At 66.4% G+C, this 22,859-nt stretch carries 22 protein-coding genes; 8 read left to right on the top strand and 14 right to left on the bottom strand.

The window, feature by feature from the left end; all coding sequences use genetic code 11:
* Positions 1–99: 99 nt before the first annotated feature.
* A complete protein-coding gene (locus tag CP557_RS21105; RefSeq protein WP_097381987.1) occupies positions 100–549 on the bottom strand; it encodes a hypothetical protein in 450 nt (149 codons plus the stop codon).
* 304 nt (positions 550–853) lie between these two features.
* On the opposite strand from CP557_RS21105, the gene CP557_RS23595 reads away from it, so the two are divergent.
* The 3 genes from CP557_RS23595 (at position 854) to CP557_RS22845 (ending at position 3,253) form a co-directional block, all read left to right on the top strand.
* Positions 854–997 carry a rubrerythrin-like domain-containing protein gene (locus tag CP557_RS23595; protein WP_449406613.1) on the top strand — a complete coding sequence of 48 codons (144 nt, stop codon included), beginning with the start codon at positions 854–856 and terminating at the stop codon, positions 995–997.
* 321 nt (positions 998–1,318) lie between these two features.
* Positions 1,319–1,762, top strand: a complete 444-nt coding sequence (locus tag CP557_RS21095; protein ID WP_097381985.1) for a pyridoxamine 5'-phosphate oxidase family protein — start codon at positions 1,319–1,321, stop codon at positions 1,760–1,762.
* 162 nt (positions 1,763–1,924) lie between these two features.
* Positions 1,925–3,253 carry a hypothetical protein gene (locus CP557_RS22845; protein WP_211290272.1) on the top strand — a complete coding sequence of 443 codons (1,329 nt, stop codon included), beginning with the start codon at positions 1,925–1,927 and terminating at the stop codon, positions 3,251–3,253.
* 27 nt (positions 3,254–3,280) lie between these two features.
* Here the strand turns inward: CP557_RS22845 and CP557_RS21080 are convergent, their stop codons facing one another.
* The 3 genes from CP557_RS21080 to CP557_RS21070 all read right to left on the bottom strand — a co-directional run bounded on the left by CP557_RS21080 (position 3,281) and on the right by CP557_RS21070 (position 6,952).
* Positions 3,281–3,880: a VIT1/CCC1 transporter family protein gene (locus tag CP557_RS21080; protein WP_097381984.1), complete on the bottom strand. Its 600-nt coding sequence runs from the start codon at positions 3,878–3,880 to the stop codon at positions 3,281–3,283.
* Positions 3,881–3,884: 4 nt separating this feature from the next.
* Positions 3,885–4,178 carry a DUF211 domain-containing protein gene (locus tag CP557_RS21075; RefSeq protein ID WP_097381983.1) on the bottom strand — a complete coding sequence of 98 codons (294 nt, stop codon included), beginning with the start codon at positions 4,176–4,178 and terminating at the stop codon, positions 3,885–3,887.
* A 188-nt stretch (positions 4,179–4,366) separates the two neighbouring features.
* Positions 4,367–6,952 (bottom strand): calcium-translocating P-type ATPase, PMCA-type, encoded by a 2,586-nt coding sequence (locus CP557_RS21070; RefSeq protein WP_097381982.1) that lies wholly within the window; start codon positions 6,950–6,952, stop codon positions 4,367–4,369.
* 153 nt (positions 6,953–7,105) lie between these two features.
* Here CP557_RS21070 and CP557_RS21065 point away from each other — a divergent pair, with 153 nt between their 5' ends.
* Both CP557_RS21065 and CP557_RS21060 read left to right on the top strand, forming a co-directional pair.
* The gene (locus CP557_RS21065) at positions 7,106–8,179 is read left to right on the top strand and encodes a CNNM domain-containing protein (protein ID WP_097382067.1); all 1,074 of its coding nucleotides are present in this window, start codon (positions 7,106–7,108) and stop codon (positions 8,177–8,179) included.
* A 145-nt stretch (positions 8,180–8,324) separates the two neighbouring features.
* A complete protein-coding gene (locus CP557_RS21060) occupies positions 8,325–9,881 on the top strand; it encodes an ABC1 kinase family protein (RefSeq protein WP_097381981.1) in 1,557 nt (518 codons plus the stop codon).
* 37 nt (positions 9,882–9,918) lie between these two features.
* Here CP557_RS21060 and CP557_RS21055 read toward each other — a convergent pair whose 3' ends face one another.
* The 4 genes from CP557_RS21055 to CP557_RS21040 all read right to left on the bottom strand — a co-directional run bounded on the left by CP557_RS21055 (position 9,919) and on the right by CP557_RS21040 (position 15,071).
* Positions 9,919–11,178: a cation:proton antiporter gene (locus CP557_RS21055; RefSeq protein ID WP_097381980.1), complete on the bottom strand. Its 1,260-nt coding sequence runs from the start codon at positions 11,176–11,178 to the stop codon at positions 9,919–9,921.
* A gap of 43 nt (positions 11,179–11,221) precedes the next feature.
* A complete protein-coding gene (locus CP557_RS21050) occupies positions 11,222–12,130 on the bottom strand; it encodes a universal stress protein (RefSeq protein WP_097381979.1) in 909 nt (302 codons plus the stop codon).
* A gap of 195 nt (positions 12,131–12,325) precedes the next feature.
* Entirely contained in the window at positions 12,326–13,030 is a 705-nt protein-coding gene (locus CP557_RS21045; protein WP_097381978.1) for a DUF2270 domain-containing protein, read from the bottom strand.
* A gap of 202 nt (positions 13,031–13,232) precedes the next feature.
* Positions 13,233–15,071, bottom strand: coding sequence for a bacterio-opsin activator domain-containing protein (locus CP557_RS21040; RefSeq protein ID WP_097381977.1), 1,839 nt, complete (start codon positions 15,069–15,071; stop codon positions 13,233–13,235).
* A 224-nt stretch (positions 15,072–15,295) separates the two neighbouring features.
* On the opposite strand from CP557_RS21040, the gene CP557_RS21035 reads away from it, so the two are divergent.
* Entirely contained in the window at positions 15,296–15,625 is a 330-nt protein-coding gene (locus CP557_RS21035; RefSeq protein WP_097381976.1) for a DUF7344 domain-containing protein, read from the top strand.
* 165 nt (positions 15,626–15,790) lie between these two features.
* On the opposite strand, the gene CP557_RS21030 is transcribed toward CP557_RS21035, so the two are convergent.
* From CP557_RS21030 to CP557_RS21005, 6 genes are all read right to left on the bottom strand, one after another.
* Positions 15,791–16,924 (bottom strand): aminotransferase class V-fold PLP-dependent enzyme, encoded by a 1,134-nt coding sequence (locus CP557_RS21030; RefSeq protein ID WP_097381975.1) that lies wholly within the window; start codon positions 16,922–16,924, stop codon positions 15,791–15,793.
* 337 nt (positions 16,925–17,261) lie between these two features.
* A complete protein-coding gene (locus CP557_RS21025; protein ID WP_097381974.1) occupies positions 17,262–17,762 on the bottom strand; it encodes a hypothetical protein in 501 nt (166 codons plus the stop codon).
* Complete coding sequence (locus CP557_RS21020; protein ID WP_097381973.1) at positions 17,755–18,435, bottom strand: HTH domain-containing protein; 681 nt, start codon at positions 18,433–18,435, stop codon at positions 17,755–17,757. The genes CP557_RS21025 and CP557_RS21020 overlap by 8 nt, the downstream gene beginning before the upstream one ends.
* A gap of 294 nt (positions 18,436–18,729) precedes the next feature.
* Positions 18,730–18,948 (bottom strand): YgaP family membrane protein, encoded by a 219-nt coding sequence (locus tag CP557_RS21015; RefSeq protein ID WP_097381972.1) that lies wholly within the window; start codon positions 18,946–18,948, stop codon positions 18,730–18,732.
* A gap of 58 nt (positions 18,949–19,006) precedes the next feature.
* Positions 19,007–20,281, bottom strand: a complete 1,275-nt coding sequence (locus tag CP557_RS21010; protein ID WP_097381971.1) for a M20 family metallopeptidase — start codon at positions 20,279–20,281, stop codon at positions 19,007–19,009.
* A 7-nt stretch (positions 20,282–20,288) separates the two neighbouring features.
* Positions 20,289–21,635: an FAD-dependent oxidoreductase gene (locus tag CP557_RS21005; RefSeq protein ID WP_097381970.1), complete on the bottom strand. Its 1,347-nt coding sequence runs from the start codon at positions 21,633–21,635 to the stop codon at positions 20,289–20,291.
* Between the two features lie 303 nt (positions 21,636–21,938).
* Between CP557_RS21005 and CP557_RS21000 the strand changes: the two genes are divergently transcribed.
* Both CP557_RS21000 and CP557_RS20995 read left to right on the top strand, forming a co-directional pair.
* Positions 21,939–22,199, top strand: coding sequence for a hypothetical protein (locus tag CP557_RS21000; RefSeq protein ID WP_097381969.1), 261 nt, complete (start codon positions 21,939–21,941; stop codon positions 22,197–22,199).
* 219 nt (positions 22,200–22,418) lie between these two features.
* On the top strand, positions 22,419–22,859 hold the full coding sequence (locus CP557_RS20995; RefSeq protein ID WP_097381968.1) for a DUF302 domain-containing protein: 441 nt from the start codon (positions 22,419–22,421) through the stop codon (positions 22,857–22,859).

Genomic DNA, 22,859 nt, shown 5'->3' with positions numbered 1-22,859 from the left:
GCCGGCTCGGTCGACGCCTCGTCCAGCGATCGTTCTCGGCGAATCAGGCGATCGCTGCGAATCCCTGCTACGCTACGGGAGTCGTCGGAAGGGTGAGTGTCACGACGAATTCGTCGGCGGGGAACCGGGCGAAACGCGACCTGTCCAGTCGCGACGGGAGACGAGATACGCGGCCAGCGCGCCGGTGACGATACCGACGGGGAGACCGCCGACGAGCATCGCCGTCGCGAGGCCGACCGCCTGCGTCCAGAGAACTGCCATCGCGAGTCCACCCCCGCCGACGAATCCGCCGATCGCCGCGACCGTCGCCCAGAAGCGCCGCGCCGTTCGTTCGGAGGGGCGGCCGGTCGCGGTACGTTCCTCCCGGTAGGTGAGGCCCAGGTACGTGAGCGGACTCAGAGCGATTCCGGCCACGAGTCCGGCAGGGAGCCCCAGCATCGCCGACGGCCAGACGGAGGGGGCGAGCGCTTCGGTGACGCCGATCCCGACCACGAGAAAGCCGAGGACGCCGACGAAGACACTTCCCACGATCTTGAGGACGGTGTTCATGAGTTATAGACGCCGGCTGAGAGTATATCTCCACCAGCCAGTTCTCGATTCCGGAGACTGTCCGGCTACCATCACCGTTCACGAGTGAAACGAAAAAATATCGCGTCTCCCGCCGGGTACAAGCGTGGACTCAGCTCGGCTGGCTTCCTATCGTCCTGGCTACGGGCAGTCACCAGCCGGTACGAACCCCGGATACGTGACCGGTGGCCGCCTCGAGACGATACCGTTTCCACACTCCGATCGGTACGATCTGACGAGGCAACCTGCGCAACGTTGATTTAGTATGCCATCCATACCATAATTCGTGGCCAGTGTGAAAAATGAAGATCTAACGTCCGAAAGATTGTACGAATGTATGCTATGTGGGATGCGAGCGAGGGCGCCCCGTTCGATGGGCTGTCCGAACTGCGGCGGCGAGATGCAGAATCTCAGCACTCCTCGAGAGTAATCCAGCACGCCGCGTCCGTCGAGCCCCTGAACGGCTCGTCACCGCCGATCGGCTCCGGCGGCGTCTGGCGGTCCCACCGGCCGGAGACGACGTGAACGTCGGAGGGATCGGGGACGGGCTGCTACGACGGACTCGATCGGGGCCTGTTCCGTCCCTCGATTCCGTCGAGAAAGACCCATGTCGAGATGTCAGTTCACGACAGTCAAACGTGTATCCCAACGTTCCCGACGGACGAGAATCGCTGGCTACGACTATTTCGGCTGTGTTTCGGCTACGGAGCAGGCACGTAGCTTCATACCGTTCGTGCTCCTACATTCCACGATGGATCGAATCGAGTACGTCTACACGGTCGGAATGGATGATCGAGAACTCGAGGAACACCTCACGCGTGCCGACACCGGTGTCCTCGGACTCGCAGCCGACGGGGACGCGTACGCGCTTCCCGTCGCCCACCACTACGAGGGCGAGACGCTGTACATCCGCCTCTCGACCGACGGCTCGAGCGCGAAGATGTCGTACCTCGAAGCGACGGACACTGCGAGTTACACCCTCTACGACGTCGATTCGGTCGGAAGATCCTGGAGCATCATCGCCACCGGACCGCTCCGGAAACTCACTGATCGAGAGCAAGCGCAGTTCGACGAGACGGCGGTCAACGAGTCGTTCCTCGAGCTTCGGATCTTCGACGAGGACGTCGACGCGGTAGCACTCGAGATCTACGAACTCGAGATCGAGTCGATTACCGGCCGGCGGACCGCCGATTGACGCGATCGGTCGGACAGCGCCACAGCAGTTCTGTGACCGATGACCGGCGGTGCTTCGGATCGCTTCGTGATTCGTGCCGAGGAGCGCTCGACGGCGGACGCAGCGAATCGAGGCCATCGATTTACGTCAGCGGTCGTCGCAGTGGGACGGTGACGGAGAGCGATGATTCGAAACGCCTTCACCACCGATACCGACTCGTCGATGCTGATCGACCGGTACGTACCCGAGTACGACGTCACGGCGATCCGGCACGCGGTCGTCGACGCCGATCCCGAGACGACGTACGAGGCGATGCTCACTGCCGACCTGCTGGACACCGGGCCGATCGTCCGTACCCTCGGACGGCTTCGAAACGCCCCGATGGCAGCCCTACGCTGGATTCGGGGTACATCCGGCGCGCCACCGCCCGAGCGGATGCGGTTCGCCGACGTTCCGGAGACCGACGAGTGGACGCTGCTCGCGGAAGCGCCCGGCGAGGAGTTCGTCTTCGGTGCCGTCGGGAAATTCTGGCGACCGGCGATCGAGTGGCGGCGGGTCGACCCGGAGGCGTTCGCGGCGTTCGACGAGGCGGGCTACGGGAAACTCGCGATCGGACTCTCCGTTCGACCGTACGGCGAGGGGCGGACGCTGCTGTCCTACGAGGCGCGCACGGCGACGACCGACGACCGCGCCCGCCGGAACTTCCGGCGATACTGGCGCGGGATCGGTCCGTTCGCGGGCTACCTGCTGTCCCGTGCACTCGAGCGCATCGCGGCCGACGCGGAGGCCCGAGCGAGCGAGGAATCAACGCACTCCAGTACCGAGGAGGGAAACCGAGGCCGCATGAACGGAACCGGTCGTCGAGTCGTCGCGACGGCCGCGCTCCTCCTCGCGGGTGCGTACCACGTCGCGATCCGTCCCTGGCACCGCCGCTGGGGGACGATCGAGGACGAGGCGCGAGCCCCGCTCCCGGGTGACGACCTCCTCCCGGACGCGACGGATCAGGTCACCCACGCGATCGAGATCGACGCTCCCGCCGAAGCGATCTGGCCGTGGCTCGTCCAGATCGGACAGGGTCGCGGCGGCTTCTACAGCTACGATTGGCTCGAGCGGGCCGTCGGTGCCGACATTCACAACGTCGATCGGATTATTCCGGAGCTCCAGGACCTCGAGGAGGGAGACGTCGTGAGGTTAGCGCCGGAGGACTATCCAGTCTCCGCGCCCGAGTCCGCACCGGAGGTCGCCCGTCTCGACCCCGAGCGCGCGCTCGTCCTCAGGCCGCCCGGCGACCCGCCGGCGTGGACGTGGGCGTTCGTCCTCGAGCCGACCGACGCGGACACGACGCGACTGCTCGCTCGCACGCGGTCGAACCCACGTCGGTCGTCGATCGCCCGGGCGATCGACTCCCTCTTCTGGGAACCGGCCCACTTCGTCATGGAGCGGAAGATGCTCCACGGGATCAAACGTCGTGCCGAACGGGCCGAACGGACGGCGGCGTCCTCGACGATCTGACGGCTCCGTCGGGACGTTCCCGCGGCATCATCCGGGCAAAAACAGGTTCAGAATCGCGACGACGATCCCCGCGAGTCCCATTCGGATACCGGCGACGATCCAGTTCTGCTTCGATATCGAGCCGAGATAGGCGCCGAATACGAATAACACGGTGACGCCGACGGCGATGGCAAGCAGCGTCGCTTCGAGCATGGAGAGGACGGGACCCTGAGCGAGAAACGGGACCAGCGGCAGGAGGATACCGATGAGCGGGCCGATGCCGCTCGCGACCGCGTTGATCTTGCGAGCGCCCGCCCGCCGCTGCTGGACGGCCGTGTCCTCGAGATCGGTCAGCATCGCTCGCTCGAGCGCCATCAGTTCGGCCTGTTTCTCGGCGCGCTCGATCTCCCAGACGCTCCAGACGCCGGAGGTCCCGAGACCGACGGCCGCACCGAGGCCGATCGTGATCACGGTGAGTCCGTCCGCGATGCCCGACAGGTACGCGCCGACGACGACCCCGATGCTCGTCAGCGTCCCGTCGAACCCGTTGGAGATGAAGTACCGCCGCGAGATCGATCTGACCTCCTCGTCCGCGAGCAGCCCGCGGACGGACTCGAGGCGGTCGCGAAGCGAAGGCACGTCGGTCACCGGCTCACCGGTCCTGTGGCGTTTCGATCTGTTCGACGACTCGGTCGCCACAGACGACCTGATCGATCGAGTGTACCGTCCCGCCGAGGTCGGTGACGGACTCCTCGAGCGCGTCCGCATCGATACCGTCCCCTTCGATCGTGAGCTTGAGGTTCTGGACGTCGCGGTCGGTCTCGACCAGGACGACGTTGACGCCGTCGACGCCCGGACAGTCGCCGGTGACGGCGGCGAGCTCGAGGATATCCGGGTCCTGTGGCTTCATCACGTCGAGGACGAGCCGTCGAATCGATGGTGACATACCCCGTATTGGCAGGCGATGCCCTTAGTGACGGCGGACGCTCCGTCCGCGACGCCGACTCTCGGACGTCCAGCGCTCGGCCGTTCGCGCCACCGGACCAGTTCGATGCGCCGTCTCGCGTTCGTCCCTCCGTCGGACCGATCGAACTCGCCGTCCAGTGTGACGGGTCCGTCGTGGTGGCCGGCCGCTCACCGCTCGAGTCGCCTGACGAGCGCGGCGACCGCGAGGTACGCGGGGAGGCAGACGACGAGCACGGCGGCAATGAGCCCCCAATCCGCCACACCGAGGGGGACCGTTCCGAAGTACCGATTGAGCGGCGTGTAAAGCACCGCGAGCTGGAGTGCGATCGAGCCGGCGACGGCGACCGCGAGCCACGGGTTCGACAGCATCGGCGTCTCGCGCAGCCAGCGGATCACGTAGAGCTTCACGAACTCGAGGAAGACGAACCCCGTGAACACCATCGTCATCGCGTACGCCGTGACCTCGGCGGCCCCCTCGAGCGTGACGAACATGAACGCGAGCATGACGACCGTGGTGACGGCACCGGTCCCGCCGATCAGCCCGAGCATCGGCCGGCCGATGATCCCCCGGTCGGGATCGCGGGGGGGTCGCTCCATCACGTCGTCGCTCACCGGATCGGCCCCCAGCGCCAGCGCCGGCAAGCCGTCGGTCAGCAGGTTGATCCACAGCAACTGCACGGCCGGCAGGATGAGGTAGCCCGAGAGCGAGGCGAGGAAGACGATCGAGACCTCGGCGACGTTCGCGCTCAGGAGGTAGGCGACGAACTTCCAGATGTTGTCGAAGATCCCTCGCCCGCGTTCGACGGCGCGTTCGATCGTCGCGTAGTCGTCGTCCAGCAGAACGATGTCCGAGGCCTGTCTGGCGACCTCCGTCCCGCGGATCCCCATCGCCACACCGACGTCGGCGTTTTTCAGCGCCGGCGCGTCGTTGACGCCGTCGCCCGTCATCGCGACGTCGTTTCCCCGCTTCTGTAAGGCCTGCAGGATTCGAACCTTGTGCTCCGGCGACGTTCGCGCGAAGACGTCGACGGAGTCGACCCGCTCCCGAAGCGTTTCGTCGTCCATTCGTTCGATCTCTCCGCCCTCGAGCACGGCGGTCCCGATCCCCAGCGAGTCGGCGATCGCCCGCGCGGTCCGGACGTTGTCGCCGGTCACCATTTTCACCCCGATCCCCGCGCGCTTCGTCTGGGCGATCGCGTCGGCGACCTCCTCGCGGGGCGGATCGATCATCCCGGTCAGCCCCACGAACGTCAGCCCGCCGGCGAGGTCGTCGGCGTCGGCGACCGCCTCGCGGTAGGCCATCGCCAGTACGCGGAGTGCGTCGTCGCCGAACGCCCGAACCGTCGTCTCGACGCGCTCGCGACGCTCGTCGGTCAGGGGTTTCGGCCCGTCCGCGGTCAGGATCCGATCGCAGTGCTCGACGACGACCTCCGGCGCGCCCTTGACGTAGCCGACGTCGTCGTGGACGGTCCCCATCCACTTGCGCTCCGAGGAGAACGGCACCTCGCCGGTCCGCGGGTTCGATTCCCGAAGCCCGTCGACGTCGAGTCCGCGACGGTCCGCGGCCGCGAGCAGGGCCTGCTCGGTCGGATCGCCGTCCTCGAGCGTCGAATCGTTACAGAGCGCGCCGATCTCGAGGAGGAGTTCCTCACGGTCGCCGACGTCGTTCCCACCGACCTCGTCCCCGTCGGTCTCGCCCGAGCCGAAGTCGACGACCGCGTCGTTGACCCAGAGTCTGCTGACGGTCATCTGTCCCTGGGTGAGCGTGCCCGTCTTGTCGGTACAGACGACGTCGACGGCGCCAAGCGCCTCGACCGCTGGAAGCCGACGGACGAGCGCGTTCTCTTCGGACATCTTCCGGACGCCGAGCGCGAGCGTGAGCGTGACCACGGCCGGCAGCCCCTCGGGAATCGCGGCCACGGCGAGCGACACCGCCGTCAGGGCGGCCTGAACTGCGGGCGTGCCCCGAAAGAGCAACAGCGGCGCGACCAGCGCCGAGAGGACGAGGACGCCGACCCCGAGGTTTCGGCCGAGGACGTCGAGTTCGTCCTGCAGGGGGGTCCGCGTCTCCTCGGTTGCGGCGAGTTCCCGGGCGATTTCGCCGACCTCGGTCTCCATTCCCGTCTCGGTGACGACGGCGACGCCTTTGCCGCGAGTGACGCTCGTCCCCTTGTAGACCATACTCGCTCGCTCCGCGAGCGGCGTCTCCGTTGCGACCGGTGCCGTCGACTTCGAGACCGGGACGCTCTCACCCGTCAACGACGCCTCGTCGACCTCGAGATCGGACGTCTCGAGCAACCGGCCGTCCGCGGGAACGACATCGCCGCCGCGGAGGACGACGACGTCGCCGGGGACCAGTTCCGTCGCGTCCACCGTTCGCGTCTCGCCGTCGCGTCGAACCGTCGCCGTCGGCGCGGCCAACTCCCTGAGCGACTCGAGGCTCCGTTCGGCCCGGTAGTCCTGAACGAAGCCGAAGAGCCCGTTCGCCACGACGATGATCACGATCAAGATCGCGTCGACGGCGTGGCCAGCCCAGATCGAGAGGGCGGCCGCGGCCAGCAACACCCAGATCAGGGCGCTATTGAACTGCGCGAGGAAGATGTCGACCGGCGACCGGCCGCCGCCCCGAACGATGTCGTTCTCGCCGTGTTCCGCTCGTCGCCGACGCACCTCGTCGCTCGTCAGTCCGTCGGGTCGCGACTCGAGGGATTCCGTGACGCGTTCGACCTCGAGTTCGTGTGGCTTCCCGGACACGACCCGGAGTTTATTCTGGATCCCTATAGATGTACGCGACGGTCGAACGATTGAATCGCACGAGAGCCGCCATCTGCGACGGTGGGACTGAATTTCTATACCAGTGGGACGTAGCAGCGTTTTTATACAATGCGGCGGCGAATCGTCGGCCGAATGGACTCGCTTGAAATCGGACTCAGGTTGCTCGCCGGTATCGGGCTCATCCTGGCGAACGCCTTCTTCGTCGCGATCGAGTTCGCGCTCACTCGTGTCCGTCAGTATCCCGAGTCGGCGTTCGACGAACCGGGGCTACGGCGGGCCTGGGAGATGACGAACGAACTCGAGATCTATCTGACCAGCTGTCAGGTGGGGATCAGCGGGACGAGCATCGCGGTCGGAATCGTCGCCGAACCGGCCCTCGCGACGATCATCCGTCCCGTCTTCGAGAACACCGCACTCGCCTCCGCGGGTGCAGGTGCCGTCCTCGCGTTCGTCATCATCAACCTCCTCCATCTCACCCACGGCGAACAGACGCCGACCTACCTCGGCGTCGAACGAACGAAGTTCGTCGCGAGGTACGGAGCCACGCCGCTGTACTGGTTCGCAAAACTCCTCTCGCCCGTGATCTGGTTCGGAGACGCCGTCGCGAAGTGGACGCTACACCGGTTCGGGATCGAGATGACCGGCGCGTGGCTCGAGACCGAAACGGAGATCATCGAGACGCGGGCCGAACTCCGGAATCGCCTGGCGTCGATCCTCGAGCGGGGCGACGTTCCCGACGACCGCCGGGAGGAGATCATCAACGCGTTCACCGTCGGCGAGCGGCCGGTCGAAGACGAGATGACCGCCGTCGAGGACGTCACGTTTCTCTCGACGAGCGCGTCGGTCGCGGAGAACATCGATCGGATCGGGTCGAGTCCCCACACCCGGTTTCCCCTGATCGGCGAGACGCCAGCGGCGTTCGAGGGGATCGTCTACGCCCCGACGGTCGTCGACCGGATCGACGACCTGCGGAACGGCGACGTGTCGTTCGCGGACATCGCGACGCCGCCGGTGACGCTCCCCGCCGACATGCACGTCAGCGACGCGATCGACGAACTGCAGGCGGCACAGCAGGAACTCGCACTCGTCGAAGCCGACGGCAACGTCGTCGGTCTGCTGACGGCGACCGACGCCCTCGAGGCGCTGGTCGGTGCGTTCGAGGATCCGCTCGATGCGAACGACGGGGGACTGGGGGGACGGCCGTGACGCCGACGCAGTCTCCTCTCGAGCGTGTGCGCGTCGAGCGGCATTCGATCCGCGGCCGCGTCCGGCGGGTCACCGCCGTATTTGTGTCCGGTGTCCGAAGGCGACGTATGGACGAGCAACCGATCGCGTGTCGCGTCGCCGACAGATGAGGGGCTACTATCTCCGATATCTGCAGGTGCTGGTCCGGTTCTTTCCCATCGCGATCGCGTTTCTGCGGGACCGACGGCGGTTCCTGCTGTTCGGGCCGTCGCGGCACGTCTCGGCCGACGTTCACCGCGACCGCGCCGACCGGCTCACCGAGACGATGCTCGAGCTCGGGCCGGCGTTCATCAAAGTCGGACAGGTGCTGTCGACGCGACCCGACATCGTCCCGCCGACGTACGTCGAGGCGTTCGCGACGTTACAAGACGAGGTCCCCGAGGACGCGGGCGGGGACCCGCTGACGGTCGTCGAATCGGCACTCGGCGACGACCTCGATCTCGACACCCTCGAGCCGGTCGCCGGCGGGTCGCTCGCGTTCGTCTACACCGTCGACTACGATGGCGAGCGGATCGCACTGAAGGTTCAACGCCCCGGTCTCGCCGCGATAATCGAGCGCGACCTGCGGGTCATCAGGGGGTTCGTACCCTTGCTCGTGACGTTCGCCGACGAGCGCCAGCGGTATTCGATCGAGAACGTCGCCGACGACTTCGAGGAGATCATCCTCGAGGAACTGGACTTCGAGCGCGAGGCCGAGATCATGACGACGATCGCGGACAACTTCGCGGACGACGAGCGAATCGTCGTCCCCACCGTGTACCACGAGCTCTGTTCGGACCGCGTCGTCGCGATGGAGCACGTCGACGGCGAGAAGATCACCGACGACGACGCGCTCGCCGACGTGGGCATCGAACCCACCGAGATGGCGACGCTGATCGCCCGCACGTACCTGAAGATGGGCCTCGTCGACGGCGTCTTCCACGCGGATCCACACCCCGGCAACCTCGCAGTGACCGACGACGGCCGACTCGCGATCTACGATTACGGCATGAGCCAGCGGCTCACGCAACAGGAACAGGACGATATCACAAGCCTCTACCGGACCCTCGTTCGCCGCGACATCGACGGCCTGTTGAACACGCTGATCGCGCTCGACGTGCTCGATCGGTCGGTCGATCGGGTCGCCGTCCGGCGGGTCCTCGAGCTGGTCATCGAGAACCTCGAGGGGAAATCGGAGATCTCCTGGCGGGAGATCATCACGGAGCTGTTCGCGACGCTTCACGAGTTCCCGTTTCGGATTCCGCCGAACGTCATGTTACTCGTGCGAGTCGGGACGGTCGGCGAGGGCGTCTGTCGAACCCTCGACCCCGAGTTCGACTTCATCGCCGCCACGCGGTCGTTCCTCGTCGAGCAGGGCGTCATCGAAAGCGAGATCGAAGCGCTCCTCGAGGACGTCCGGACCGACCTCCGGGCATCGGCACCCGTACTGGCGCGTGCCCCGGCGCGGTTCGATACCGTCTTCGGCCAGCTCGAGCGGGGCGAACTCGTCGTCAGGACCGACCCCATCGAGCCGACGAACGGTGGGGTCGCCGGGGCCGGGGACGCGATCATCGCCGGTGCCCTGATCGTCGCCACCGCCGTCCTGACGTTTCACGAACAGCCCCTCGAGGTCGCGAGCGCGGTGCTGGCGGTCGCGTTCCTCGGGCGATACGTCCGTCGGTAGCAGTGCCGGCGGTCGTCCGTCCGCTCACCGAACGGCGCTACGGGCCGTCTCCGTCACGACGCGACGACGACCCCGCGACTCCCGTCGCGCGTTCCCCGAGTCCGGTGACCCGGAGGATGGACGGTAACAACGTTCCCTGGACGAGCGCGCCGATGATCGCGACGCCGAAGACGACGGCCTGAACGAACTCGCGGTGGGGGACCCACGGCGGGAGTCCGAGCGCCAGCGCGATCGGAACGACGGTGTGCAACCCGCCCGAGACGAGGACGTGCTGGTAGCTGCGGGGCAGCGGCCTCGAGACGATGCCGTTGACCGCCCCGACGAGGACGTAGACGACCACGGCCCGGACGAGCAACACGAACGCTGCGACGAGCAGCGCCGCCGGCAGGTAGACGGTGAGCGTGTCGATCGGAACCTGGGCCCCGATGAGTACGTAAACGACCGTCGACAGCAGGAACGCGCCGCCCGCCCAGATATCGCGCACGAACTCGAGCGCGTCGCGGCCGATACCGTCGTCGGCGTCCAGTTCCACGAACGCTCCCGCCCCGACCGTCGCGAGGATGCCGCTCACGCCGACGCTCTCGGCGAGGACGTAGCTTCCGTACGCGACCAACGCCGTGACCAGCAGGATCGCCATCCGCTCGGGGAGCCGGCGGACGAACCGCGTGGTCCCGTATCCGAGGACGCACCCGAGAAGGAACCCGCCGAGGCCGACGACGAGGAGGTCCGTGACAACGAACGCGGCGATCTCGAGCCCCGACATCGGCTCCGACTCCGCGGCGAGGAGCGCGAGTATCAGGTCGACGATGACGATCGCGACGCCGTCGTTGAACAGGCTCTCGCTGTCGATGACGACCGCCAACCGTTCGGGCGCGTCCAGTTCCTCGAACACCGAGAGGACGGCGACAGGATCGGTCGGAACGAGTATCGCGGCGAGTAACAGCGACACCCCGATCGACAGCCCGAACACGACGTTGATGATCGGTCCCAGCAGCACGACCGCCAGCGGGATTCCGAGGACGACCAGCGTTAGCGGCACGGCCAGGTTCTCGCGCAGCGCCGTTCGGTCGAGTTCCATAACCCCGTCGAACAGGATCGTCGGTAGGACGAGCCCCACGATGACGTCGGTCGAGAGCTGAATGCCGACATCGACGCGCAGCAGCGAGATCACGACGCCGACCAGAATGAGGAGTACCGAGTACGGCACGTCGAGCCAGGCGTCGACGACGACTCTGAGCCCCAACGCGAGCGCGAGCAGGGCACACACTCGGACGAGGATCTCGAGAACGGCAGTCATGAGCTAGTACCGAGAGTCGATACGGGAGACGATGTGACCGTGACTACGATCCCTCCGCCGTCGATTCACGAACCGTCAGGACGGGGACCGGAGCCGTTCGAACGAGGTGCTCGGTGACGCTGCCGAGCACGTACCGATCGAAGCCCGTCCGGCCGTGGGTCCCGACGACCACGAGGTCGATGTCCTGCTCCTCGATGTGCGAGCGGATCGCCCTGGCGACCGACGGCCCGTACACGACCGTTTCGTCGGTTGGCTCGACGCCGCGGGTTTTTGCGACCGACGACGCCTCGTCGAGGATCTCGTCCGCGGCCTCCTCGAGCATCGACGTCTTGAGATCCGATCGGACGTCGACGCCGACGCTGACGACGTCGACGACCGTGAGGAGGGAAAGCGCCGCGCCAGTCGTACTCGCGACGTCGACGCTCATCTCGAGTGCGGCTCTCGCACACTCGCTTCCGTCGGTCGGGGCCAGCACGCGTTGGGAGGGATACGTGAACTCGATTTCAGCGTCCGGCCGAAGCGTCAGCACGGGGCCGTCCGCCCGTCTGACGACTCGCTCGGTGGTACTACCCAGCAGGAACCGCTCGAGTCCCCGGCGGCCGTGGGTCGGCATGACGGTGAGATCGATGTCGTGCGACGCTGCGTAGTCGATGATCTCCTGGTACGGATCTCCGGACTCGACCTCGGTGACCGTCTCGACCCCGCGTTCCGCCGCGCGGTCGGCGGCATCACGGACGATTCGTTCGCCCTGCGCCTCGAGGGCGTCGACGACGTCTCCGTCCATCTGAAACGGGCTATACAGCGCCGTGTCCGGTACGTTGAGGACGTGTACCGTCGACCCGTGTTCGGCGGCGAGATCGAGGGCGTAATCGAGCGCGACGGCCGCCCCGTCACTGCCGTCGGTGGGAAAGAGGAGGCGATCGAACATCGTGTCCGTCGCGGGTGCGGTCATGCTCGGACCCCTCCCGTCCCGTTCCGGAGGTCGCGTCCGATTCCTGCCCGTACCGATCGTCCGTCGGTCTCATAGCGTTCCATGCGTGTCCGATACGCGGGAAAGCGGAATAAACGGGAGGGGAAGTCTCGAAAGCGCGGAACGACCGATTCACGGGTGCGTTCCGGCTCCGTCACGGTCATCGGCGCGCTCGGCTCAGCGATGCTGACCGATCTCGGCTTCGTGGAGTTCGTCCTCGGCCTCCCACGTTCGCGGTCGGACCGTGACGACCACCGCGAGGAGGTAGCACGCGGCGACCACGGCGGTGACGGCGAGCCCCGGAATCTCGCCAACGGCGGCGCTTTCGGGCCACGGCCGGCTGGCGAACGCGGTGACCCGGGTGACCCAGGCGCCCAGAATAATGGTGTACAGGATCATATAGATCCGCCGAAGGCGGTGGGCGATCGCCTCTTCGGTGGTGATCTTGATCGTCGGGCGTCGGTAGTCCTGGCTCAACGTCTCGCGCCACCCCGGATCCTCGAGGCCGGCCGAGGGGTCGAGTCCGTACGCGAAGACGTTCTTCTGGAGCGTCCTGACGCGTCCCCGCCAGATGTCGTACCCGCGGTAGCGACGGGCCTCGATGACCAGAAACGCGGTCACCGCCGCCGCACCCAGCAACACGACGTAGTGGGGATTGGTCCGGCTCGAGAACGACCACGTCAGGATGGCGCTCATCACGACGATCGCCCAGTAGGTCGTCTGATCGAGCCGTTCGCGCCAGAACTGCATCCGGTGGATCTCGCCGCGGTAGAGGTGTGCCAGGGCCGAACTCGGCCCCATGTCCGCCTCCAGGAGCCCCTGCCCGATCTCGCGGTGGTCGGTATCGGTCGGATCGACGTCTTTTGTCGACTCTCTGTCCATCGCGATCGAAAGTACTCGAGCGACGAGGAAAAGCGGGCCGAACTCCGCCGCGTGGCACCCGTTCGACCCGCCGTCTGTCGCACCTGCTCGCTACCCGACTACCGCCGGAAACACGTCGTCTCGGGACCCTTCGGCCGTGCAGTGTTGTCAGTCACGACGCCCGTCGACGAGGCGAGAGCACGGATCCCGATGGACCCGACGGCTATCCCGTCGGCCGGGTCCGGGCGGGGCTCGACAACAGCGAGTCGAACACCGTTCGGTGAGCCCGCCGGAGGTGCTGATGGAACGTCGGCGGGGCGATCTCCAGCGATTCGGCGACGTCTTCGCCGGACGCGTTGCGGGGCCACTCGTAGTAGCCCGCGTGATACGCGGCCTCGAGAACCGCCCGCTGGCGGTCGGTGAGATCGGCCGCTAGCACGTCGCGGACCCGCTCGTTCGTGTCGGTCTGGAGGTGGCGTTGTGTCAGCAGGTCCGCCTCGGGATACGCGTCTTGGACGGTATCGACGACCCGTCGGACGTCCGTCCCCGGCGCCACGTGAAGCGTCATCCGGTAGTCGCCGTCCTCGATGGCGGTGGTCTCGACGGACCCGCCCAGCGACGCGACCGTCGATAGGACCGGGGGCTCGGAGAGTCGAAGTTCGAACGCCGTCTCGTCGCCGTCGGTCCGGTAGGTCACGCCCACCCAGTGTGAAACCGTTTCGACGAGGGCCTCGAGCCCGCCGATCGCGTCCGGGGTTACGCTCCCGTAGACGAGGTACTCGTCGTCCTCGATGGGGACCGCGTGGTCGAGCGTGATGGTCCCGGTAGACGGTCCGTCGACGCCGAGTGCGGCAAAGACGTCCTGAATTCGAAACCGGAGTTCGACGACGGTATCGCTCATCAGGGCTCGTTTGCGTTCGGCCGACGCGATGGCGTGGCCGACGACCTCCCCGAGCTGACTGATCACGTCCCGCTCGCGACCCTCGAACGCCCTGGGTCGCTCAGCGTAGACGTTCAACACGCCGTAGACGGTATCCTCGTGGACGATCGGGATCGCAGCCGACGAACGGAAGCCGTACGCCTCGATGTGGCTCCGCCAGGGATCATGTCTCTCGTCGGCGCGGATGTCCTGCGTGGTCTGAATCTCGCGCTCCAAGATGGCCCGTCCCGTCGGGCCCTTGCTGCGGTCGTCGTCCGGATCGACGGAGATAGAGATGCCGTCGAGATAGCCGTCCACACCGGCTTCGGTCCGTTTGACTACGGTTTGGGAGGAGACATCGACGTCGCCGATCCAGGCGAACAGATACGACTCCGTCGCGGCCAAGTGCTCGCAGACGACCCGCTCGATCTCCGCTCGAGTCGACTGTTCGGTGACCGCGTCGATGATCCCCCGAACGACGTCGTTGAGGTTGTTCAGCGCCTCGAGTTGCTCGCGCTGGCGGCGCAGCCGGAGCTCCGTCTCTCGTCGCTCGGTCACGTCTCGCGCGATCGTCACGAATCCCGCGAGTTCGCCGTCGTCGGCGCGAATCGCCTCGATGGTGACGGTCGTCCGGATCGTCGAATCGTCCGCCCGAACGCGCCATTCGTCGGTTTCGACGGCGCCCGTTTCCGCGGCCGTTTCGAGCGTCGTCTCGGGGACCGTTGCCCGCCGGTCTGCCGCGGCATAGAACGTCGAGACGTGTTCGCCCAGCGCGTCGTCGGTCGCGTAGCCCGTGATTCGTTCGGCACCCGCGTTCCAGGTGCGGACGCGGCCGCTCGGATCGAGCAGACAGATCGCGTACTCCTCGACCCCATCGACGAGCGATCGGAACTGCGTCCGGTCTCCAGCCGCGAGCGAGGACCCGGTAGTCGGCCGCCGGGGACGCCACCACACGCGGGCGCTCGCGCCAACGCTCTTCGTCTCGAGTTCGCCGTGTTCGACGAGTCGTTCGAGGCGCTCGTACGTGCTGCGGCGACCGACGTCGAGGTCGTCCGCGAGTTCCCTGGTCGTCCGCGGCGTCCCGGAGCCGTCGAAGAGGGCGAGGGTCTCTCGAAGCGTGTCCGTCAACGACTGGGCTGTCATTACAGCGGACTAGTGGCCCAGGACCCTTAACCCTCCGCCGGCGGAGGCAGTCCGACGACGGTTCGGTTTTTCGAGCCCGGCGGCCAGGGCACGAACGGTCGATACCGCAGCATCGTCGGTCAGTTAGCCACAGGAACCCTACGTAGTTTTACTGTACCCTTACGGCCGACGGATTCTGAGTACCGAATAGGTTGACCGTCCCGGTCAATCGGAGTGTCCCGCAGATGTGCCACCCTACACACGCATCGCCCGATGCGAACGACCTGACCGAAAGCGATCGGTATCGGCTGCTCAGTAGCGAACGACGCAGGATAACGCTCGATGTGCTGGTGGGGCAAGAGCCCCCGATCGAACTGACCGAGTTGGCGACCGGGATCGCAGCACGCGAAAACGGCGCGGAGGCGATCGACGACGAGATCGTCGCATACGTGGCGTGTTCGCTCCACCACGTCCATCTTCCCGTCATCGACGAGTTCGGTCTCATCGATTACGCGCCGGACGCGAACCGTATCAGGTCGTGTCCGACCCGGCTCGACGTTCGGATCGAGCACTAGCCGATCGGACGGTCACATCGAAGGACACGCTCGAGTCGGCGTCGAGCGGACGGTCGTTGACACAAGGGAAGTGGCGCCGGCCCGCGTTCGATGGGGCGCAAGACGCCGGCCGCGGGTCGATCGAGCCGGCTCGCGTCCGCGTGCGAGAAACCGCCAGCTGTCGTCCTACCACTCCCGTTCCAGTCCCTCGAGCAGTCGGTCGACATCGCTGGCGGTGTTGACGGCGTGGACGGACGCTCGAACCGCGTTCGGCTGCGGGAGCGCACGAACGACGATCCCGGCGGCGGCCAGACGCTCGACCGTCGCCGCCGGATCGTCGACGTCGATCGTCACGAGCCCCGACTCCGGCGTCGACGGACTGCGCAGGCGGTCGGCGGGGACCCCATCCGCTAGCCGGCCGGCGAGCTGGCGGACGCGATCTTCGATCCGGTCGATTCCGACTTCGTCAATCGCGTCGATCGCCTCCCGGAGCGCGACGTGCGGTGCCGGATTCGCCGACCCGACTTCGAACCGGCGCGCACCAGCAGCGTACTCGTAGGGGTCGGCGGTCGGCGTCTCGACGCTCCGGTAACCGACTGTTCGCGGCTCGAGACCCTCGGCGACGTCTCGATCGACGGAGAGGAAGCCCCCGCCCCACAGCCCTAACAGCCACTTGTGGCCGGCGGCGGCGACCGCGTCAGCGCCCCATTCTTTGACGTCCATCGGCAGCTGTCCGGGGACCTGCACGGCATCGACGAGCGTGAACGTGCCCGTCTCGTGGGCGATGTCGACCAGCTTCGCCACCGGCAGTCGCGTTCCGTGGGTCCACGTGACTGCGCTGAAGCAGGCGAGTCTGGCGTCCGCGACGGCCTCGGCGAACCGCTCGAGATCGATTCGGCCGGCGTCGGTCTCGACGACGCGAACCTCGACGCCCTCCCGCTCGAGTCGCTGCCAGGGGAGTATTCCAGCGGGGTGTTCGAGGGCCGTTCGGACGACGACGTCGCCGGGCTCCCAGTCGATCGCGTTCGCGACGGCGTTGATCCCGGCCGTCGTGCTCTCGGTGAGCGCGACCTCGTCCGGGTTGGCCCCGACGAACGACGCGACCCGCGCTCGAGTGCGGTCGAACGCGCGAAACGCCGTCTCGTAGGGGTCGTCCCCGATCGGCGACTCGTACTCGTGTTCGCGGACGAACTCGTCGGCGGCGTCGACGACGTACTTCGGGCTCGGGCCGTGGGCACCGAAGTTGAGATAGGTTCCCTCCTGTAGGGCGGGAATATCCGCCCGAAGTTCGGCCGGCGTCATCGTCGTACTCGGTTGCATACGGTACCCTACGGACGCAGTAGATAATACTCTTGGGAATACTATGAAATACTGTCGCCGGCCGACCCGGGCGAGCGGTTCGTCGACGAGCGGCGGACATCGGGCCCGCCGTCCGAGAACCGATCGACAGACGCGGTCCAACGAGTTGCATCGTCGAAAGCGTATCCGCGCTCCCATTTCGAGCTGGCTGTCGACGAAGCAGTCGATTCCGTCGAAGCGGTTCGTGACGTCCGCGAGCGACTATGAAACACCACGGGGCAAAACGTCCGCAGGATCTCGTCCGAAGACGGTCGTTTCTCGAGAGCGATCGTCGGCAGTGGCCGCTCGAGTTCGCGTGCTACGAATTGGGGTCGGCACACAAACACTCGTGACTCTGCGAAGAGCGACCGATGACGAAGGCGTGGATTTCGCTGGCAAGCTCGTCCATCGTCTGGGCTCGTTCCGCCGAGGCGAGACCGTCCTGGTAGTACGTTTTCGCTCGATGATCGCGCCAGAGGTCGGCGAGCTCCTCGGCCGTAGATTCGGCAACGATGCCGACTGCAGCTGCCTCTCGGTATACGCCCGGATGCGTTCCAGGAAGATCGTTCGGTTCCATCGTTCCATGCTCGAGGAGTCGGAACTCGACCGTCCGCTCGATCGCGACAAACGAGGCTTCGATGACGAGCGTGTAGTATCCGGCGTCGTGCAGGGCTTCGGCACCGGCGAGCAACCGACAGGCCTTCCGCAACTGGAGGAGCGCTGCGTCTTCCACCTCGAGTCCGGATTCGATGTCTGCCGGTCGCCGGTCGAACGCCGCCTGTGCGTTGTCGATGAGCCGTTCGATTCGCGTACTACTCATCGGTGATCACGGCCTTCCGGATGGATTGGAATCGATCACCGCCGTACACCGTCACGCCCTCCGTGAAGATTTGACGAAGCTTCGGGCCCGCTCGCCGTGCACTCTCCGCGGATTCGACGTACGGCTCGAACTCGAACCGATCGCCGTCGAATCGCTGCTCGCGGAGGTCGGCGACGACGTCCGTAACGACGCGTCGGGCACTCGTCCGATCGCCGTCGACGACGACGAACAGATCGATGTCGCTCCGCCGGTCGGCGTCGCCTCGAGCGACGCTTCCGAATACGACGACGCCGAGCACGTCGTCGATGTCGTCCGCCTCCCTACCTCCCTCTCGGACGTGGGTGACGAAGGCTCGAATCGGCTCGCGGAACTCGGACTGCTCGATGGCGAGTATCGGATCGTCTTTCCGTAGTCGGTCCGGGTTAATCGAGACGTAGTTTCGTTGTGGGGTCTCTCGGATCCGAACGGCACCGATACTCTCGAGGAGGTCGACCGCCCGCCACACCGTCGATCGAGTGACGCCCGTCGCATCGACGAGTTCGGGGATCGTAAACTCGGTCTCGTGGGCGTCCACCAGGAGGCGGAGGATGTCGTCTGCGACGCCGATGCGGAAGACGTCCGTCTCTGCACTTGGATAGGCGTCGATGCAGACCGCTATTTCTCGTTTCGCCATTTCAGACACTGTCTGATTTTGTGCAACAGCGGATAAATAACTAGCGGCGGCAGCTGCTGGAGTACCGTCGCACGCTCGTTCAATCGTCTCCTCGAGCGTGTATTTTCGGGGAGACACGACGGTTCCGATTGCTTCGTTCAAACGACGAAACTCGTCGGACGAATTTACGACGCTCGAAGTTCGGGAACCGACGGACGAATTTGATTTTAGAGTCTGGAACGGCAGAATCAGACGGATCGGACGAGGAAAATACAGCGGTGCTGCCGGGCAACGGAATGTCACACCCAACAACCGCTACGCGGATTCGGACGTATCGATGCCCAGGATCCGGTACAGGAGGCAGGTTCGGACGAGTGCGGTCCCGAGGAAAACGACGCCGATCACCAGCGCGACGCCACCGAGCGTGGTCCCGAACTCGAGCGCGCCGCCGAGGATCGCGATGCCGACGGCGGCCAGCACTGCGCCGGCGACCGCGCGGACGGTTCGGTCCGTCGAACCAATATTGTACTCCATATTCATAAATACACACAACCAGAAGTTAAGCGTTTCCCGGATTCCGAGTTCCGGGGAGTCACCCGGACGCGCCCGTCCCGTCGACCGCGGCCGCCCACAGTTCGGGGAGGTGTGCGTATATCGTCGCGTTCCCGACGAGCGCGTCGACGGTCGTGTACTCGTCGACGGCGTGGACGGTGTCCGTTCCGAGCGCGAACTCGACCGTCGGAATCCCGGCGGTTCGTAGTTTCTTCGCGTCGCCGCCGCCGGTCGCGCTCCGGCGGTACACCCGCTGGCCGGTCGCCGCTTCGGCGCTCGAGGCCACGGCCTCGACGAGCGGGCTCTCGACCGGTTCGGCGGTACCGACGCTCCAGGAGACGTCTGCGACCGTGATGCCCTCGCAGTCGGCGACGCACTCCCGGATCTCCGAGAGGACGGCGGGCGTCGGGACGCCGGCGGTCAATCGGATGTCGATCTCCGCGCGGGCGGACTGCGGGACGCTGTTGATCGCCTCGCCGCCCTCGAGGACGCCGAGGTTGATCGTCGGGGTCTCGAACAGGTCGCGGGCTGTCTCGGTGCCCATCGTCGGTTCGTAGTAGGCGATCGACTCGTCGAGGATCGGCTCGATCGCGGGATCGAACTCGAGTCGTCGCGTGCCGAATCGCTCCCGCAGCGTCGTGACCGCCTCGTAGAGCCGGTCGATCGCGTTCTCGCCCAGCATCGGCCGCGAGCCGTGTGCGGCTTCGCCGCTCGCCTCGAGCGTCAGCCAGATACTCCCCCGGTCGGCGACCGTCACCGAGTGGCGTCCCGCTTCGCAGGTCGGTTCGCCGATGACGCAGGCGTCGGCCTCGAGACGGCCGGCCTCGAGCAGGGCCGGCAGGCCGGCGTCGCCGCCGATTTCCTCGTCGCTGACGAACGCGAACGCGAGGTCGACGGGCGGTTCGGTCCCGGTCTCGGCGAACGCGCGGATCGCGAAGCACATCGCGGCGATCGCGCCCTTCATGTCCGTCGCGCCGCGCCCGTAGAGCCGATCGTCGTCGCGTTCCCCGAGGGGATCGGCCGACCAGGCGTCGGCGTCGAACGGCACCGTATCGAGGTGGCCGTTGTACAGCAGCGTTCGATCGCTCGCGCCCGGAAGCGTCACGAGGAGGTTGGGCTTCGCCGGATCGACCGCGACTCGCTCCACCTCGACCGGGAACCTCGACAGGTACTCCTCGAGCAGGGCGACGATTTCGCCCGTGTCGCCGGGCGGGTTCGACGTGTCGACTGCCAGCAGGTCGAGTGTGAGGTCGATCAGGGCCGCGCGGTGATCGGCGACGTACGCCTCGAGTTCCTCGAGATCGTCGGTCGTCATCGCGATCTCACTCGAGTTTGCCGGCCAGGACCTTCGCCGCCGTGAGGATCGGGTCCCAGACGGGACTGAACGGCGGGGCGTACGCCAGGTCCGCGTTCTGTAGTTCGGAGACGGTCATCCCGGCGGTCAGTGCCGTCGCGACCGTGTCGATGCGCTTTGCGCCCTCGCGGCCAACGACGGTGCCGCCGAGTAGCGTGCCGCTCTCGCGATCGGCTACCAGGGTGACCGTGAGGTCCGCGCCGTCGGGGTAGTAGTGAGCGCGCGACGATGCCGAGATCGTCACCGAAGCGGGATCGAAGCCCGCCTCGCGGGCCCGTTCCTCGTCGACGATTCCCGTCCGGGCGGCACCGAGGTCGAACGCCTTGACGATGGCGGTGCCCGCAATCTCGCCGACCGGCGTCGGGTCCCCGGTGACGGTCCGTCCGATCGCCCGGCCCGCGCGGTTGGCGGTCAGCGCCAGCGGGACGTGGTCCGGTTCGCCGGTCACGACGTGAGTCGCCTCGGCGTTGTCGCCCGCCGCGTAGACGTTCTCGTCGTTCGTCCGTCCGTACTCGTCGGTCGCGACGGCACCGGTCGGCCCGAGTTCGATCCCCGCCGACTCGACGAGCGCGGTGTTGGGCGCGACGCCGACGCCGACGATCACGACGTCGGCTGGAACGGTCTCGTCCTCGAGTCGAACGCCGTCGACCCGCTCGTCGCCGACGAAGCCCGACACGGCGGTCTCGAGGTGCAGGTCGACGCCTTGCTCGCGGAGGTGCTCCTCGACGACCTCGGCGACGGTCTCGCCGAACGGCTGGAGGACGTGAGGGAGCATCTCGTAGAGGTGGACGTCGACGCCGCGGGCCGACAGCGCCTCGGCCATCTCGATGCCGACGTAGCCACCGCCGACGATGGCGGCGGTCTCGAGGTCGCGTCCGGTGGCGTAGTCCTCGATGGCGTCGGCCTCGTCCATGTCGTGGATGGTGAACACGCCCTCGAGTCCAAGCCCCTCGAACGGCGGTTCGATCGCGCTCGCCCCGGTCGCGACGAGCAGGTCGTCGTAGGGCTGCTCGGACGTCTCCTCGTCGGTCTCGACCGTCACCGTCCGCGCTTCGGGATCGATAGCGACGACCTCCGCCCCCGTACGCAGGTCGATGTCTCGCTCCTCCCGGAACTCCTCGGGCGTCACGGTGACGAGGTCGTCCAGGTCGTCGACCGCCCCCTTGATGTAGTAGGGCATTCCGCAGGCCGCATACGAGACCCACTCGCCCTTCTCGAAGACGATCACCTCTCGCTCCGGATCCTCACGCTTCGCCTTGCTCGCGGCGCTCATTCCCGCGGCGTCACCGCCGATAACGACGAACGTGTCGGTCATACGTGGAGAGTACGGCGGCCTCGCCTAAAGTATTTCTTGTAATTCCCAATATTATGCAAGCATAATCCACCCCCGCGGACTGCCCGCGTTCGTGACCGATCGCCGATTCCGGCGGGTCCCTCGAGGTCCGCGATTCGGCCCGCGTTCGATACCTGTCTCTCCCGGTCCGTATGGCGGGACGAACGGACAGAGGCCGACCGAAAGTGGAACTGTCGCTCGGCAACGACCAGTGACGCGACACGCACGGCGAGAACGAACGCCCTACTTTTGGGGCCAACGGGAGTAGGGAGTGGTGTGATACCAATGGGGTCGACGACTGAGTCGGACGTGCGATTCGGAACGCGTCTCACAAGGGTAATCGTCTCGGTCGTCGTACTGACCGGCGTGACCGTCGTTTTCGGGTACGGCGGCTGGATCGTCTTGACGCTCACTGCCAACATCGGCGGGTACGATCCGAAAACAGCCGACGGAGAGTTGCTTCGCGAGCGATTGCTGGAGTGGCCCGACCGCAACAGAGAGGTCATGCGCTCGAACGGGAGAACCAGCCTGCCGTTGCGACCGTAGCGTCTGCACCATGCAGCGGCTGCTTACCCCACGCTGTTCGTGATGACGATCGGAGCCAGCGAATCGTCGGTCAACCGCGGCCCGCGTCGAGGACGTCCTTCGGCGACGTCGAGGTGCCGGGTCGACGACCATGCCTCGGCAACGAACGATACGCCGTTACCGCAGTCCAGTGACGAAATCCGGAAGCTCTTTTCGTTGTGGGCACAATACTGGACACGAATGACGTTGCCTATCGACCCCGCTCAGATCGACCCGGACGACATCGGTGCGAAACAGACGACCCTCGAGATGGACCACGAGGAGGCGATCGAACACGTTCGCGAGGTGTTCACCGACGCCGGGTTCGGCGTCCCCGTCGAGTTCTCCCCGTCGGAACTGCTGAACGAAAAGGTGGATGCGGACCGCGACCCCTACTACGTCCTCGGCGCGTGTAACCCGGCGGTTGCCGACCGAGCGCTCGCGGCCAGTGACGGTCAACTCGGCGCGCTCTTCCCGTGTAACGTCGTCGTCTGGGAGGAAGAACCCGGCCGCCAGCGCGTCTACCACGTTTCGATCATGCGAATCGCGCGGCTCGTCGGGGTCGCGCCGGACGACGACGAGATGGCGGATATCGTCGCCGAGACGGGCGAACTCGTCGAGACCGCCTTCGAGGAACTGTAG

It is taken from the genome of Natrinema ejinorense, assembly GCF_002494345.1.
GTDB lineage: Archaea > Halobacteriota > Halobacteria > Halobacteriales > Natrialbaceae > Natrinema > Natrinema longum.
The sequence above is the reverse complement of the archived record's forward strand: the minus strand, read 5'-3'. Positions and strand labels throughout refer to the sequence as shown.

What these genes read in the sequence shown, in the direction of transcription:
- CP557_RS21105 (WP_097381987.1), bottom strand. Translation starts at nt 549, where the DNA reads ATGAACACCGTCCTCAAGATCGTGGGAAGTGTCTTCGTCGGCGTCCTC.
- CP557_RS21095 (WP_097381985.1), top strand. Translation starts at nt 1,319, where the DNA reads ATGGATCGAATCGAGTACGTCTACACGGTCGGAATGGATGATCGAGAA.
- CP557_RS22845 (WP_211290272.1), top strand. Translation starts at nt 1,925, where the DNA reads ATGATTCGAAACGCCTTCACCACCGATACCGACTCGTCGATGCTGATC.
- CP557_RS21075 (WP_097381983.1), bottom strand. Translation starts at nt 4,178, where the DNA reads ATGTCACCATCGATTCGACGGCTCGTCCTCGACGTGATGAAGCCACAG.
- CP557_RS21065 (WP_097382067.1), top strand. Translation starts at nt 7,106, where the DNA reads ATGGACTCGCTTGAAATCGGACTCAGGTTGCTCGCCGGTATCGGGCTC.
- CP557_RS21060 (WP_097381981.1), top strand. Translation starts at nt 8,325, where the DNA reads ATGAGGGGCTACTATCTCCGATATCTGCAGGTGCTGGTCCGGTTCTTT.
- CP557_RS21055 (WP_097381980.1), bottom strand. Translation starts at nt 11,178, where the DNA reads ATGACTGCCGTTCTCGAGATCCTCGTCCGAGTGTGTGCCCTGCTCGCG.
- CP557_RS21050 (WP_097381979.1), bottom strand. Translation starts at nt 12,130, where the DNA reads ATGACCGCACCCGCGACGGACACGATGTTCGATCGCCTCCTCTTTCCC.
- CP557_RS21045 (WP_097381978.1), bottom strand. Translation starts at nt 13,030, where the DNA reads ATGGACAGAGAGTCGACAAAAGACGTCGATCCGACCGATACCGACCAC.
- CP557_RS21040 (WP_097381977.1), bottom strand. Translation starts at nt 15,071, where the DNA reads ATGACAGCCCAGTCGTTGACGGACACGCTTCGAGAGACCCTCGCCCTC.
- CP557_RS21035 (WP_097381976.1), top strand. Translation starts at nt 15,296, where the DNA reads ATGTGCCACCCTACACACGCATCGCCCGATGCGAACGACCTGACCGAA.
- CP557_RS21030 (WP_097381975.1), bottom strand. Translation starts at nt 16,924, where the DNA reads ATGCAACCGAGTACGACGATGACGCCGGCCGAACTTCGGGCGGATATT.
- CP557_RS21025 (WP_097381974.1), bottom strand. Translation starts at nt 17,762, where the DNA reads ATGAGTAGTACGCGAATCGAACGGCTCATCGACAACGCACAGGCGGCG.
- CP557_RS21020 (WP_097381973.1), bottom strand. Translation starts at nt 18,435, where the DNA reads ATGGCGAAACGAGAAATAGCGGTCTGCATCGACGCCTATCCAAGTGCA.
- CP557_RS21015 (WP_097381972.1), bottom strand. Translation starts at nt 18,948, where the DNA reads ATGGAGTACAATATTGGTTCGACGGACCGAACCGTCCGCGCGGTCGCC.
- CP557_RS21010 (WP_097381971.1), bottom strand. Translation starts at nt 20,281, where the DNA reads ATGACGACCGACGATCTCGAGGAACTCGAGGCGTACGTCGCCGATCAC.
- CP557_RS21005 (WP_097381970.1), bottom strand. Translation starts at nt 21,635, where the DNA reads ATGACCGACACGTTCGTCGTTATCGGCGGTGACGCCGCGGGAATGAGC.
- CP557_RS21000 (WP_097381969.1), top strand. Translation starts at nt 21,939, where the DNA reads ATGGGGTCGACGACTGAGTCGGACGTGCGATTCGGAACGCGTCTCACA.
- CP557_RS20995 (WP_097381968.1), top strand. Translation starts at nt 22,419, where the DNA reads ATGACGTTGCCTATCGACCCCGCTCAGATCGACCCGGACGACATCGGT.